Origin of the sequence: Erwinia sp. (genome assembly GCF_049696395.1) — a bacterium.
In the GTDB taxonomy this organism is placed as follows: Bacteria; Pseudomonadota; Gammaproteobacteria; order Enterobacterales; family Enterobacteriaceae; genus Erwinia.
The window spans coordinates 1-14,087 of the sequence record NZ_JBAVTT010000076.1 but is presented as its reverse complement, the minus strand read 5'-3'; the positions used below and the strand labels follow the sequence as shown (position 1 = coordinate 14,087).

Here is a 14,087-nt window from a genome sequence, read left to right as displayed (position 1 = left end):
GCTTCGCTGTTAATGAGGCTCATCACCTCATCCACCGAGGTAAACTCTTTGCCATTCAGATCGCGAACGGGGAAACAGATATTCATAGTGCGTCCTTAGCGGGAAATCAGTCCTTTACGTTCTTCTGCTGGCGGCGATATTTCCGTCTTTTCAAAATGCTGTTCTGCCACATCCACTGAACTGCCGGTTCCGGGAATGAGATAATTAGCCACGTTCATGATCATCCGGCCCTCCGAACCATGCTCTATTCCGGCAGGACTGAGTTTAAGGCAGGAGCCCCCGCCGTTAAGCGTCAGCGTTTTCGGCGTGCTGATAATAATTTCATCGTCGGTGCTGGTGATGGTTACCTGCTGCGCAGCATTGAGGGTTAGGGTGTTATGTTGCGCCTGCATCACAATGTCACCCTGATTGGCAATTACCTTCATTTCCTGTTTATGAGTAAACAGTCCCAGCGCTTTCTCTGCAGAAAGGGAGATGTTTTTCATCGCTCCGGCATCAAGATTTTCTCCAGCATTGATCATGGTATTTTCACTGCTGGTCAGTTGCAGATGGCCGCCTGACGTCAGGGCTATACCCTGTGGAGCGCTCATCAGCAAAACGGCAGACTGAAGCGCTTTTAGCCGATCGGAGACCAGGCCAAGCTGAGATGAGATATCGCTGGTCAGCGCCTGTGCCATCTCAGCGGCGTTGTTCAGCGCTTTCATCTGGTCGTTAGCCTCGCCGATATGGCCGATGGCCGCTGACATCTCCAGCACGTCCCCCTGTGCTTTCAGCTGCTCATCCGCCGTGAGGAAAATGCCTCCGGCTGCACGTACCGCCCCTGACTCATCGGTTCTGAGCTCAAACCCTTTGCCACGTTGCTTACGCTGTGCGTCAACCAGATGCCCCAAATTAAGCTGGCTTTTACCGTACTCCGTCGCCAGTTTGATATGCTCTTGCTGGCGTAAATCTTCCATCCTCAACTTATTATTTGCCGGAGTGCGCAGTACATTGCGCGTGAAGTTATCGCGGGTGACATGATCAGGGTGCGCTGAATCATGCTGTGCAAAGGCAATATAGGGGCGATCCGGATCGCCGCCGTCAAAGGCAATGGATACTTCCGTGCCGTCAAGCAGAGGGGCATGCCAGCCGTAGTCCTGCCCGGCATAGGGTTTCGCCATGCGTAGCCAGAGAAAACTGTAGCCCGCCTCCCGGTCGTTACGGTCATAGTCCAGCCTGACCCGATAGCGGCCCGTGTTATCCAGCCAGGCATAAGTGTCGTTTTTCTCCGTGCTCTCGACCCTGGCGGGAAGGGTGCCGGCGATTACGGGCCGGTTAATCAGCGGCGGTCGCCAGCACAGGGTTTCGCTGTAAGGGATCCCCTCAAACCGCAGGATAAAACTGCTGCTGCGCGAACCCTGACTGTGCACGCGGGTCACAACCACCCCGTCGCTGAATCCGTTCGGCAGAGGCCTGTCCGTTTCCAGTACCAGCCCGGGCATAAGCTGCGGACTGGTCGCCTTGCCAGAGGCCATGCGTTGACCATTAAGAATGCGTTCATGGCGTAGCCTGGCGAAAAAAGCACCGGACTCCGTTTCATCTGGCATTCCCCCTGACAGGAAGGGTTCGGCGTAATGATAGACCTCGCCGGTTGTTATACCGTCCTGACCGGAAAGGTTCCCGGTGCTGTCCTGCGGCACCAACGCATCGCGATAGTTGTAATCCCGGGTGAAAACACTGCCGCTCACTACAGCGGAGCGAGTGAAAATAGCTTCAACACTCTCTTCGCCGATATTACTCAGGCCCGACGACGGTCGAAACGGCAGTTTTGTGCCGAACTGATACTGCTGCTGGGAATCCAGGAAGATGACAACGTCCTGCTCAAGGCGATTGTCCATTTCAAAGCGCCAGAAAATACCCACTTCAGCCAGCAGCCGCTGAATAAAGGCCAGATCGCTTTCCTGCCACTGCGTAATCAGTTCACGCTGCGGATAGTCATTATCAAGCCTGAAGTCAAAATCCGGGCCTTCCAGCTGGTGCGATCGCAACACCTCTTCAACCACTTCAGGGACAGACATGTTAAGCCAGATTTCGCTGCGCCGGGTGTATGCCAGAAGGGCAAGACGGGGCACCAGCGATAACGTATAAAGGGTTTCATCCGCTGATGTGGACAGGCGGCGAAATGACTCTATGACGCCATAAACATGCCTGACGGGAACGGCAGGAGCACCGTCGAAAACGGGCACCTGAAAAGTGAATGATGCCGGTTTCAGTAACAGTGCGTTACAAGCAATTTCCGCGCTGGCGGAAGTCGCGGTCACGTCGTAGCGCCAGGGTTCACTCAGCGCCTCTTCGGCATGAAACTTCAGCACGTCCAGAGTATGTGGGCAGTCATGTACGCTGAGCAGATAGCGGGAGTGTCCCAGCTTCTGCATCACAGCGCTGACCGCAGAAATAATGGATTCACTCATGGTTTAGCTCCACAACCGAAGCATCAAACAGCATCACAATCCCCTCTTCATCACTCCAGTCCATCGTCAGATGTTTTGGTTTTCGTTGTGCAGCCATATGGCTGAGCAGCTGCTGGCTGAGCACCGGCAGGATTTGCTGATTCAGCAGGCTGTCGACGTTGCGTGCGCCGGTGTCCGGTAGCAGGCAGGCGGCGGTCAGCGCGTCATACAGGCTTTCACCGATTTCGGTGGTCAGGCCGTAATGGCGGTGCAGGCGCTGGCTGACCTGGCCGAGTTTCATCTGCACAATGGTGCGCATGGCCGGTTCGCTCAGCGGGCGGTAGATCACCGTCTGGAAGCGGGCCAGCAGCGCGGGCTGGAAGTGGTCGCGAAGTATCGGGCGCAGCAGCTCCTGTAAATCGCCCTCTGTCGCCTCCGGTTGTTCTTCCAGCAACTGCATGAGGGGATCGCTGCCAAGGTTGGCGGTCATCAGAATAACCGTGTTGCGAAAGTCGATTTCGCGCCCTTCGCCGTCACGCATAAAGCCACGGTCAAACACCTGGTAGAACAGGTTCATCACATCGCGATGCGCTTTTTCCACTTCATCCAGCAACACTACGCTGTACGGGCGTTTACGTACCGCTTCGGTCAGAATGCCGCCCTGGCCATAACCCACGTAGCCCGGCGGTGAGCCTTTCAGCTGGCTGACGGTGTGCGGCTCCTGATACTCGGACAGGTTGATGGTGATGAGGGATTTTTCACCGCCATACAGTACGTCACTCAGCGCCAGCGCGGTTTCGGTTTTGCCTGTGCCGCTTGGGCCCACCAGCAGGAACACGCCCTGTGGGCCATTTTCAGAAGTCAGACCGGTTTTGGCGGCTCGCAGGCGCTGCGCGATGGCGTTAAGGCTGGCCTGCTGACCCACCACGCGTTTTTCCAGCCTGCTTTCCAGGGTTAACAGTCCGGTCTGTTGGTCCTTCATCAGTGACGACAGCGGCACGCCGGTCCAGTCGGCAATCACGTTGGCCACCGTGCGGGTGTCGACGTCAATCTGGATCAGTGCCGGGCCGAATTTTTCCGCGTTAAGCTGCTGTTGTAGCGCAGGGATTTCCTGCTGGCGACTGATATCCTGGCGGCAGGCCATCAGCTTTTCGGCAAGCGCCTTCTCACCGTTAAAACGGTGTTCCAGCAGGGCAATGTCTGTATCCAGCGCCTGGCTATTCTGCTCAATGATGGTCAGGCGATCGCCGTGCTGGTCGCTTCCTACGGCAATATCTTCCAGCAGGGCCTGCGCTTCCAGCTCCAGAGCCGTCTGCGTTGCCTTCAGGCGGGTAATGGATTCCGGCACTGTGTCCAGACTCATGCGCACGCGGGCTGCTGCGGTATCCAGCAGGTCAACGGCTTTGTCCGGCAGCTGGCGTCCTGTCAGGTAACGGCGGGAAAGCGTGACGGCAGCGCGGACGGCATCGTCAGTAATGTGCACGCCGTGGTGCTCCGCATAGCGGGACTTCAGCCCGCGCAGCATCAGGCACGCCGTCTCGTCGTCCGGTTCGTCCACTTTCACCCTCTGGAAACGGCGCTCCAGCGCGGCATCGCGCTCAAAATACTGCTTGTACTCGCTCCAGGTGGTTGCCGCGATAGTGCGCAGTTCACCCCGCGCCAGCGCCGGTTTCAGCAGGTTGGCGGCATCGGCACCACCCGCCTGGTTGCCCGCGCCGATGAGAGTGTGCGCTTCATCGATAAACAGCAGCACCGGCGTTGGCGACTGCTGCACGGCATCAATCACGTTCTTCAGACGCTGTTCAAACTCCCCCTTCACCCCGGCTCCCGCTTGGAGAAGTCCGAGGTCAAGGGTACGCAGGCTCACCGTTTTCAGACTCCCCGGCACGTTGCCTTCGCTGATGCGCAGCGCCAGGCCTTCGACCAGCGCGGTTTTACCCACGCCAGGTTCCCCCACCAGAATGGGGTTGTTCTTTCGGCGGCGTGAAAGGATATCCACCATCTGGCGGATTTCGGTATCACGGCCAAACACCGGGTCGATTTTGCCTTCTCGCGCTTTTGCGGTGACGTCGAGGGTAAATTTATCCAGCGCGCCCTGCAGGGCTTCAGACAAATTGCCCTGAGCAGAAACAGATAATGCCTCAGCCGTGGGTGAAGTCAGCGACGCCACGGAGTTATCCTGAGACAGCCATTGCTCCTGTTGTATTTCGGGGCGCTCTTCAGACTGCTGGTCGAGCAGCGGGCGCAAACGTTCAAGCTGGCTGGTTCCAGGACTCAGAAGTGGCCAGAGGTGGTTGCAGGATAATAATGCGGGCTTGTCTGCCAGGGCCGTCAGCAGGTGATGGCTGCGGATCTGGCTGCCTCCACTCTCCAGCGACGCATGCAGCCACGCCTCTTTAAGCAGTTTCAGCAGTGATTCAGAGAGTTGCGGACGACGCTTGACCGAATGCGGTTGACCGTCAAGCCAGGCCAGCAGGTCATGCCATAGCGCATTCATATCCCACTCGTACCGGCGGGCAATAACCGTGATGTCGCCTTCACCCAGCTCCATCAACTTCAGCAGCCAGTGCTCCGGCGTAACCTGTACATGGGCCCGGGTCTGACACAGCGACGCGGCCGCTTCCAGCGCACGTGCGCAGTAAGGGTTCAAACGACGTAATAATGCAGTCTGCTGTTCCATGCTTCTCTCTCCTGAATGAATTTCCCTTCCGGCACGCTACCGCCCTTAGCCGTAAACCGATGCCCATAAGGTTAAAATGCCGGTGTTCTTTTGCTGAGTACCCGGTTACGCAGGGACTCAGCAAAAAAAGCGGGCGGAAAAATTCCCGCCCGCAGATCCTTTACGCCGTGACGCGTTCGTTCCAGGAATCGGAATGAATGATGTTGCCGTCTTTGTAGGTCCAGGTAATTTTCTCGTAGCGCAGTTCGATGCGCTCAAGGTGGTTATGCTTCTCTTTAGACGGATCTTTCACGTCGAACATCACCGGACTCACCTTCACCACCTTCACGTTTTCCAGTTTGGTGTTGAAATACTCCACTTCCTGGCCCGCGTCGTTGATTTTGTACCACTTGAATTCCGCTGATTTCAGGGTCTGACCGGTGGTCACCGCCTTGAACAGATACGGGCTGGACGAGTCAATTTCCTTAGTGAACTGGAACGGCGTGTGGATGCGCGTACCGGTCAGCTTGCCGGTGTTGTTATCGGTCGGGATGTACAGGGTATGTTCCTGTGCCACCACTTCGATGCTGCCTTCACGATCTTTAACGTCCACAGCCCCTTTGATGTCCGCGCCGCCGTCGTCTTTCAGCCACAGATAGACTGGAATTGCCATGATTTACTTCTCCATTTCGTTGTTGTAACCGCCATCATCCTGCGATGACGTTGGGGGGGTATCCGGCCGCTGACAGGCGTCTGCCTGCGGGACCAGACTGATCTCAACACGCCGGTTCAGCGCCCGTCCTTGCGGCGTGCCGTTGGGTACTTCGGGACGGTTTTCGCCAAACCCCTGCACCGCAAAACAGCTCTCCGGCACGTCGCCGGTGTCACGCATCCAGTCACGCACTGACTCTGCGCGCTTCCGGGAGATGATTTGGTTCAGTTTTGGATTGCCGGTGTTGTCGGTGTGCCCGGCAACCACAATCAGCCAGCCCGGTCGGGCTTTAATGCCGACCAGTGAGTTCACCAGCATTTTGGTCGAACCTGTTTTCAGCTCAGATTTACCGGTATCGAACAATGACATGCTGTCGAGGCGCACAATTTTGGGGGCCGGCTTGGGTTCCGGTTTTGGCGGAGGTATATAGCTGTCAATGGCCTGCTGAAGAGCCAGCCACAAACGCTGTCCAGGATACAAACCAAAACCATAACGCAAAGGTTCGCCCTGCCGATGCCAGCTCTCCAACAGCAGAGCTTCCTGCTCAAGCACCGACAGAGAGGCCGCCTTAGCGTCATAGCGATCCATCGGGACCGCATGCCATCGCTGAAGAGCAATGCCCGTTCGTTCAATCAAATTTCGGTTATTGATCGCTGAACAGGCCAGCGCCACCAGCGCACAGAAGAGCAACACTCCAGTCAACCATTTTGTCGTCCGCCCGCCCTGCACAGGTACAGTCAACGGCGCCAGCAGGGCAAACAGCGCACCGCTAAATGGGTGGGCAGGAGAGCATGTCGTGGTGTAACGGCTGAACTGCATCACCGTTTGCTGTGTAAGCCACAGTGACCAGAGCGAGTCGGTATCCCCCCTTTCAGCACCCAGCCGGAAAGAGACCGCAGCAGGCAGCAGCTCCGGTGTCAGGCGGTCAGGCTTTTGTAGCTCATCCAGCAAAGTACGACGGATAAATTCAAATGCCTGGCCCATGACGGGGATACTGGAGGTCCTACTTTCCTGCTTCTGCCAGTCAACAATCGCACTCTGATTCCCCTCTTCATCCGTCAGCGTTGATAGATCACCACTGACCAGGATCCACGGGGTAGCTGGCCCGGAAAACTGGCACTGAATAACCAGTGGCAGCGTGAAGCCGGTCAGCCCGGAAAGCGTGTTGAGTTGCTGACGCAGTGCACGAATATCCGCTCTGAGCTCACCTTCATCCTCACAGAGATCCGGCAGGCAGCTGTACATCACGCAAAATCGCCCGGACAAAATGGGAGAGTGGTTCCAGACCTGTTCGACGGTTCTGCGAAGCATTTCAGGGTCATTGATTCGGTGAAGACTACCGGTCGAACTCTTTCGCACCAGCCGATCGCCAAAACAGACATCCAGTCCGTCCCCCATCACCAGTACGATCGGACCGTCAGAGAGATCGGAAAACAGAGTCGCGCTGGTACCGGAGTCAGCTCGAAAACGCTGATGCACGGAGCGCAATACTGCGGCGGTGATAGCCAGACTAAGCAGGGTCACAAGCCATCTCACCGGCAGAGAAAACGGCAGGAAACTCCACAAAAGCCACAGCAGTGCAAATGCAACTATGGCTGTCGGAACCAGCACCGATGTGGTGAAGGCTCTACGCATCAGACGTGTAACTCCGGCAACTGCTGGGTCAGGATGGACTCAAGCCAAAGATGCCCCCCCCACCAGGCGAGCCCTGTAACAACAAGTGCAACCGCTGCCCAAAACCAGGCTGACCGGAACAGGCTGTAATGGTGTAACTTGTTTTTTTGTATCACCAGAGACAGGCCAGCCTGTAAGGGGGTAACTCGTTCGTTTAGCGCATCCAGAGCCTGTTGACGCTGTGCAGGGTTACTCGAACCCGTACTGTAAATCCCCTGAAACCCCAGAGACAGCACGCGGTGATAGCAGGTGAGTACCGCCATAAGGGGTGCCGGCTTGCTTAGGATTTCAGCCACGCGATCCCATATCGCTTCACCGGCTCGCAGTGAACCAAAAAAACGGGCCTGGAGGGGGACGCTGCGCCACTCAGCCAGCGCAGCTGTTGTGTCATCATTTCCCGTCCTGTCATCAGGTTTACGATTAAGGACGGTTTCATCCAGCAGAGCACATTGGGCATAAGTGATGTGCGCGATACTTTCTTCATCCATACCTGCGGATTGCAGCGCGCTACGGACGTTTTCAACTTGTGCGGTACATTTCTGATACAGCAGCTTACCGTCGATAAGCGTGGCTGCGTTTCTCAGCATGGAAACCGTCAGCCAGGTATCAGCCATCAGCCCGTCAATATCGATGTCGTTGTTCATGAGCGAAGCACCGCGAAGAGTTCAAGTTCAATGTTGCCGAGCAGCTGCGGCACGTAGAACAGGCACACCCCCTGGTCCAGCATGGCCGCTGCTGCCGGGCTTTCCATATCCAGCGCAAAATACTGGTTTTCCAGCCTGACAGGCAGTGCAGCTGGCACGCGGCTGACTGTCATTAAAGGGATGCCGTTTAACGCGCTGCTTGAGATGGCGTTAACATCATCAGGCGCACCGGCTTTACAGAGTTCAGGGAACCCCTCAGTAACCCGCCATGCAGGCATGTCAGATCGAACGGAGAGATAAAAGTCCGCATCTTCCCGCAACCGTAAATCATGGAGCGAGGCCCGCCATGTTTGCGTATCCGGCCTGGACATCTCCAGAGCAATCACGCGGGATGGCAGGCTGGATTCCAGTAACGTCGCAATCAAATCAAACAGCGGTGGAAAGGTCCGGGCTGGCGAATCATGGTGGTATGCCGGGATCGTCTCAATGTCATGCTCCAGTGAAAAGGTCATGATGCTCCCAGCAAGACGCGCCAGCTCTGCCCAGACCTGCTCCGGGTGACGATCGGGAACGCGTTCAAATTCGCTGAGGACGCTGGCATGCGAATTGAGTGCGTTCAGCAGCCAGAACAGCGAAACATCAGCAACGGCAAAATCGGCCAGCCGCTCGTTACTTTCACGGCGCATTAACATCAGTCGTTGGCGGCGTGAGCGTAACTGGCGATTGAGTAGCACCAGCCTTTCGTGCAACGCCTGACAGGACGAAAACAGCACAAGAGGAGGGATAAATTCCGGGTCGATCTGCCATCCACCCTGTCCGTTTCTGATTAACCGGCAGAGTGGACAGCTTTCCCAGGCGTCATTACTCTCATGCTGAAAACGGATAGCAAGGTTGAAGCGTGCAACGGCCATTGACTCATGTTCAGGCCCAAAGACATCCTGCACATTTACCCATTCCTCGCGGAACCGTTGTGGCCGTTCAGCGACAATACCGTCCACATTGGCATTACCACCGCCGGGTTGCATCAACGGCAGTGCCAGAAGAAGCGTCACGCTGTCCATGCCGGACGCCACATCACTGCTCACATCACGGGGAGTTGGCACCAGATCGCAATGCTGCGTATCCACCAGCGTCCCACCCGGAAACCAGACACGGAGCTTTTGAACCAGCACCCGCCCGGAGGCAAGCTGTAGTTCATCCAGTTCCAATTGCTCAACGCCCCATGGGGAAGGAGACGTTAGTGCAGCAATACCGGCATTTGTGAAGGATTCCCAGGCCGATTGCTGCTGGAATTGCTGAGGGGACAACAATGCCCCTTCGTTCCATAATGGACGGTAGATCTTCATCCTGAATTACCGCCCTACGCTTTAGCCTTCGGCATCTGAGAGACCAGTGACAGATTCACATCCATCCCTTCCACCTGGAAATGCGGTACGGCATAAAGTTTCACGCGGAAGAAGCCCAGGTTGTCTTCGATATCTTCCACCACCACCTTCGCATCGCGCAGCGGGTGTGAGGACTGCAGGTCGTCACCCGGATCGGTCATTTCTGTCACCAGGCTGCGCACCCAGGTGTTCAGCTCCAGTTCCAGCAAACGGCGGTCCTTAGTCGTACCGATGTTTTCACGCTGAATAAGCTTCAGATAGTGCGCGATGCGCGACAGCAGGAAGAGGTAGGGCAGGCGGGCGTTGATGCGGCTGTTCGCTGTGGCAACGGCGGTGTCGTACAGCGCCGGTTTCTGCGTGGAGTTCGCCGAGAAGAAGCAGGAATAGTCACGGTTTTTATAATACGACAGCGGGATAAAGCCGAGATTAGCGAACTCAAATTCGCGGGTTTCCGGGATCATCACTTCAGAAGGGATTTTCACCTGGTTACCAGTACCCAGATCGTACAGGTGGATCGGCAAATCTTTCACTGCGCCACCGGCCTGTGGCCCCCGAATTTGTACGCACCAGCCGTTGTTGATGAAGCTTTTAACCATGTTCGCTGCAAAGGCGAAAGACGCGTTGGTCCACAGGTATTTATCGTGGTCCGGGCCTTTCACTTCTTCGACATAGTTGAAGCTGCGCACCGGTACAGTGTCCGGGCCATACGGCAGACGTCCCAGCACGCGCGGCATCACCAGGCCGATATAGCGGGAATCGTCGGTATCGCGAAAGGATTTCCACTTGATGTATTCGGCACGGTCAAAATAGTTGCCGATATCTTTAATCGCCGCGACCTCTTCCATGGACTCTTTCAGGAAGAATTTCGGGCCCGCCGAGCCGATAAACGGCATATGGGCAGCGGCTGATACTTTAGAGATGTTACGCAGCAGCGCCACATCCTGCGCAGAGGCATCGAATTCATACGCCGAAATCAGCGCCCCAATCGGCTCTCCCCCCGGAGTGTCGTACTCATCAATGTAGGTGTGTTGGTACAGCCCACTCTGGATGATTTCCGGGCAGTCCTCAAAGTCCTGACGCAGGTCTTCTTTGGACAGGTCGAGGATTTCCAGCTTCACGTTCTGGCGAAAATCGGTTTTGTCGACCAGCGACTTCAGGCCGCGCCAGGCACTTTCCACGCGCTGAAATTCGTCATGATGCATCACCGCATCCAGCTGACGGCTGATGTGAAAATCCAGCTCAGCGATATGGTGGTCAATCAGCATTTTATCCAGTTTTTGGACTTTAGAACCGGCCCTGGTCAGGCATTCCAGAAACACCTGCATCCCGGCGGTCAGACGCTCATCGGCGGTGGCATCCGACATCGCCTGCGCATCCTGCCAGACATCCAGCGCGCTCAGCGCGGATACGGGACTCAGATTGATTTTCTCAAACAGGGAAGCATACACGCCCCCTGCGGCCGGACGTTCCAGAACCAGGCTCTCGCCCGATGCAGCATTTTCATTTTTTACAGACATCAGCATCTTCTCTCGTTAATCCGTTAAATAGCGCGACCGTTATGACTGTTTCGGTGTCAGGGCAGACAGCTCAGCGCGCAACTCCGCGCTCAGAAATGGATCCAGCAGGATTTTTTCCAGCTCTTTACGAAAGGCCTGGTTATCCAGCAGGTTGGCTTTCAGATCGCGAAGCAAATTGCGCATCGCCAGCATGACTTTTAACTGAGGGATCTGGCGGGCGACCTGCTCCGGCTCGAAGTCTTTCATCTCGCGGAAAGAGAGGCTGACGCCTTCTTCACTGCCATCACCGGCCAGCGTGTTTACTACGGAGAGGTTGACGGAAGGCGAGAAGTCGGCCAGCACGCTATCGAAGTTGTTTTTGTTGATATTGACCTTCTCGCGCTCAGACAGCGGGCGCTGCTCAGCACCATTGCTGAAGTCACCCAGAGAGAGCAGCTTGAGGGGCAATTCGACTTTTTTCTGCGCACCGCCCGTATGCAGGCTCAATTGGATGTTAACGCGGGCCTTAGGGATCTCGGACTGAAAGGAGGTAGACATGGCTGTTCCTGTTCTATGGAAAGTATAGAAAGGGTCAGTACCACTGAAGAATTAGTAAGAAATATTTACCCAACAAATATCATATCCCTGTCATCGTCATCCGATGTCACATAAATCCAGGGTCAAAAGCAGGCACATTCCATTCACCAGCAGGTATGACACAGTTTTTTTAAGCATTGTCCTGAAAACATAAATTTAGGATAAGTGCCTATTGCGCGAGTGTAAAAACATTAGATATGTAATTGAAAATAAAAAAATGTAACTAAAAATTACAAAATAAAATTTTAACGTTAAACAACATGCCACTGATTCATAAGAATTTTCCTACAAACAGACTTACCTGACCTAAGTTACAAGGACTTATAGTTGACGAAAAACTTAAGTTACGTGACCCAACTGGACATATCGCGCTCAGATAAAAAAACATCTGATTTTTTGCTTTCACAAAAGAACAAAACCTCAGGGTTGCTTCTTCAAGAGAAAAGATGAGAATCACTCTCACTTGCAGGGCTCACTCTTTTTCATGAACATTAATTAATTGTTTTAGCAGGCAAGCATTTTGAGATAAGAGAGTAATACGTTGCAGTGATCCGCTTATCCCATAACAGTTAACGGGCGACTGATTCAGCGCAGATGGACAGCCGGTCCTGGCTAATAGACACCTTCTTAGGCACCAGGCAAGAGTTATAATGGAAGATTACTTCTTTAATTTAGTTGGTTAGCAGAACAATTCTGACGCCGACTGCCCACCAAATTCCTGGTCGATTGGTTACCAGACCCACCAGATGAAGTCCTGAGAACTCACACGGTGAAAACCTTGTGGGTTTTTTTGTGCCTGATATCTTTCGTTACCTGGCTGAAATAAGGTATAAAGCCGCATGAAAATCCCAAACCGAATCCAACCTTTGGTTGATGATGGCCTGATAGATGATGTGCTCCAACGCCTGAAAAGCGGAAAGGAAGCCGACGTTTACACTGTTTTATGCGGTGATAAGATCAATTGTGCCAAAGTGTACAAGGAAGCCACACAGCGCAGCTTTAAGCAGGCCGTGCAGTATCAGGAAGGCCGCAAGGTCCGTAACTCTCGTAGCTCCCGTGCGATGCAGAAAGGCTCTAAATTCGGACGTAAGCAGCAAGAAGAGTCCTGGCAAACCGCCGAGGTCGATGCGTTGTTCCGCCTGGCAGAAGCTGGTGTGCGCGTCCCACAGCCCTATCTCTGTATAGATGGCGTATTATTGATGGAACTGGTGACGGATGCTGACGGTATGGTTGCTCCACGTCTTAGCGATGTGACCATGACGGAAGAAAGCGCTGTTACGGATTTCCATACGATGATCCGCAATATCGTGCGCATGTTGTGTGCAGGTATCGTGCATGGCGACCTGTCAGAATTCAACGTACTGCTTGATGCACAAGGTCCGGTAATCATCGATTTGCCACAGGCTGTAGACGCCGCGGCAAACAACCATGCTGAAACCATGTTTGAGCGTGATGTCAATAACATCACGGCGTACTACGGTCAGTTCGCACCGCAATTATTGAAAACCCGTTATGCAAAAGAAATCTGGCTGCTGTATGAAGACGGCAAGTTAACCCCAGAAACACCGCTTACCGGCTTGTTCGTTGAAGAAGTTCATGAAGTAGATATGGACTCCCTGATGGATGAAATCATCACCGCGGAAGACGACTACTACGAACGCCAGCGGGCAAACAAAGAACGCGACGAAGAGTAAATACCCTTCACCAGTGAACACCTCGAGGGTTCATTGATAGCTGCTATTAAGAAGATCACATCCAGCGATCTTCTTTCTTATGCCGTACAACAAGAACAGTCAAAAACCTGTTGGGATCACTCTCATCAAGCAGTCCATACCCAGAACTTTCCCATGACACCCCAAGTTCTCTAAACTCGGCTGATAACCCCGTCATCCGCAGGCATCCCCAAATTGAGCTAGCTGTTTCGTAAGGCAATCAGGACAGTCTCCGCTTGCTACACACCTTCAGAGCCTCTCATGAGTAGACAGTCGTCCAATATCTGGAGATCGCGGTCTGCTGCAGATGTAAAACGCACTTCCATGTTCACATTACCTGTTCCTGTGTGCTGCAATTTGCGATTCAGCGCTGGCGTAAGGGGCAAAAAAACGCCCTCAACCATAAGCCCACCTTATTTGGTACCTCCTGAAACCGCCTACTGAAACCCTGACCCTTCCCTCTAAATATGCCCCAGTCCACCTCCATTTTTTTCTTTTCCACCGTAACCCGCCATGCAAACGATTACCTGACTCAAAAAATCACCACCGCTGCCATGATCGCCTTTCAGACCATCCGGTCAAAGATATTTGTGACGCTAGTCACATTTTACCTAAAGTGAAATGAAACAAGGTTTGACAAGTGTGAGCGATATCTATTTCCTTAAACACGGATAGCGGCACACTGCCGCAGCATTCAACGCGGGTGTTTTTTGCTGTGAAAACAGTCACCCTTTCCTCTTCTGTTGACGACTTAATAAGACCTTCGCAGTGGCTTCATA

9 protein-coding genes are annotated in these 14,087 nt (G+C 54.2%); 1 reads left to right on the top strand and 8 read right to left on the bottom strand.

Annotation, left to right across the window (positions count from 1 at the left end; genetic code table 11):
* Positions 1 to 95 precede the first annotated feature (95 nt).
* The 8 genes from WCC56_RS10155 to tssB all read right to left on the bottom strand — a co-directional run bounded on the left by WCC56_RS10155 (position 96) and on the right by tssB (position 11,557).
* A complete protein-coding gene (locus WCC56_RS10155; protein WP_424692249.1) occupies positions 96 to 2,450 on the bottom strand; it encodes a type VI secretion system Vgr family protein in 2,355 nt (784 codons plus the stop codon).
* On the bottom strand, positions 2,443 to 5,109 hold the full coding sequence (gene tssH, locus WCC56_RS10150; protein ID WP_424692248.1) for a type VI secretion system ATPase TssH: 2,667 nt from the start codon (positions 5,107 to 5,109) through the stop codon (positions 2,443 to 2,445). Before tssH ends, WCC56_RS10155 begins: the two co-directional genes overlap by 8 nt.
* Positions 5,110 to 5,269: 160 nt before the next feature.
* Positions 5,270 to 5,761 (bottom strand): Hcp family type VI secretion system effector, encoded by a 492-nt coding sequence (locus tag WCC56_RS10145; RefSeq protein WP_424692247.1) that lies wholly within the window; start codon positions 5,759 to 5,761, stop codon positions 5,270 to 5,272.
* A 3-nt stretch (positions 5,762 to 5,764) separates the two neighbouring features.
* Positions 5,765 to 7,435: an OmpA family protein gene (locus WCC56_RS10140; protein WP_424692246.1), complete on the bottom strand. Its 1,671-nt coding sequence runs from the start codon at positions 7,433 to 7,435 to the stop codon at positions 5,765 to 5,767.
* Positions 7,435 to 8,118 (bottom strand): type VI secretion system protein TssL, short form, encoded by a 684-nt coding sequence (tssL, locus tag WCC56_RS10135; RefSeq protein WP_424692245.1) that lies wholly within the window; start codon positions 8,116 to 8,118, stop codon positions 7,435 to 7,437. Before tssL ends, WCC56_RS10140 begins: the two co-directional genes overlap by 1 nt.
* Positions 8,115 to 9,464, bottom strand: coding sequence for a type VI secretion system baseplate subunit TssK (gene tssK, locus WCC56_RS10130; protein ID WP_424692244.1), 1,350 nt, complete (start codon positions 9,462 to 9,464; stop codon positions 8,115 to 8,117). The genes tssL and tssK overlap by 4 nt, the downstream gene beginning before the upstream one ends.
* Before the next feature lie 14 nt (positions 9,465 to 9,478).
* Positions 9,479 to 11,026 (bottom strand): type VI secretion system contractile sheath large subunit, encoded by a 1,548-nt coding sequence (tssC, locus tag WCC56_RS10125; protein ID WP_424692243.1) that lies wholly within the window; start codon positions 11,024 to 11,026, stop codon positions 9,479 to 9,481.
* 33 nt (positions 11,027 to 11,059) lie between these two features.
* A complete protein-coding gene (tssB, locus tag WCC56_RS10120; protein WP_424692242.1) occupies positions 11,060 to 11,557 on the bottom strand; it encodes a type VI secretion system contractile sheath small subunit in 498 nt (165 codons plus the stop codon).
* 878 nt (positions 11,558 to 12,435) lie between these two features.
* Here tssB and WCC56_RS10115 point away from each other — a divergent pair.
* Positions 12,436 to 13,290 carry a PA4780 family RIO1-like protein kinase gene (locus WCC56_RS10115; protein ID WP_424692241.1) on the top strand — a complete coding sequence of 285 codons (855 nt, stop codon included), beginning with the start codon at positions 12,436 to 12,438 and terminating at the stop codon, positions 13,288 to 13,290.
* Positions 13,291 to 14,087 lie beyond the last annotated feature (797 nt).

Bases quoted from the DNA above. Each gene is read 5' to 3' on its own strand.
- tssL (WP_424692245.1), bottom strand. From the start codon at position 8,118: ATGAACAACGACATCGATATTGACGGGCTGATGGCTGATACCTGGCTG.
- tssC (WP_424692243.1), bottom strand. From the start codon at position 11,026: ATGCTGATGTCTGTAAAAAATGAAAATGCTGCATCGGGCGAGAGCCTG.
- tssH (WP_424692248.1), bottom strand. From the start codon at position 5,109: ATGGAACAGCAGACTGCATTATTACGTCGTTTGAACCCTTACTGCGCA.
- WCC56_RS10145 (WP_424692247.1), bottom strand. From the start codon at position 5,761: ATGGCAATTCCAGTCTATCTGTGGCTGAAAGACGACGGCGGCGCGGAC.
- WCC56_RS10115 (WP_424692241.1), top strand. From the start codon at position 12,436: ATGAAAATCCCAAACCGAATCCAACCTTTGGTTGATGATGGCCTGATA.
- tssB (WP_424692242.1), bottom strand. From the start codon at position 11,557: ATGTCTACCTCCTTTCAGTCCGAGATCCCTAAGGCCCGCGTTAACATC.
- WCC56_RS10140 (WP_424692246.1), bottom strand. From the start codon at position 7,435: ATGCGTAGAGCCTTCACCACATCGGTGCTGGTTCCGACAGCCATAGTT.
- tssK (WP_424692244.1), bottom strand. From the start codon at position 9,464: ATGAAGATCTACCGTCCATTATGGAACGAAGGGGCATTGTTGTCCCCT.
- WCC56_RS10155 (WP_424692249.1), bottom strand. From the start codon at position 2,450: ATGAGTGAATCCATTATTTCTGCGGTCAGCGCTGTGATGCAGAAGCTG.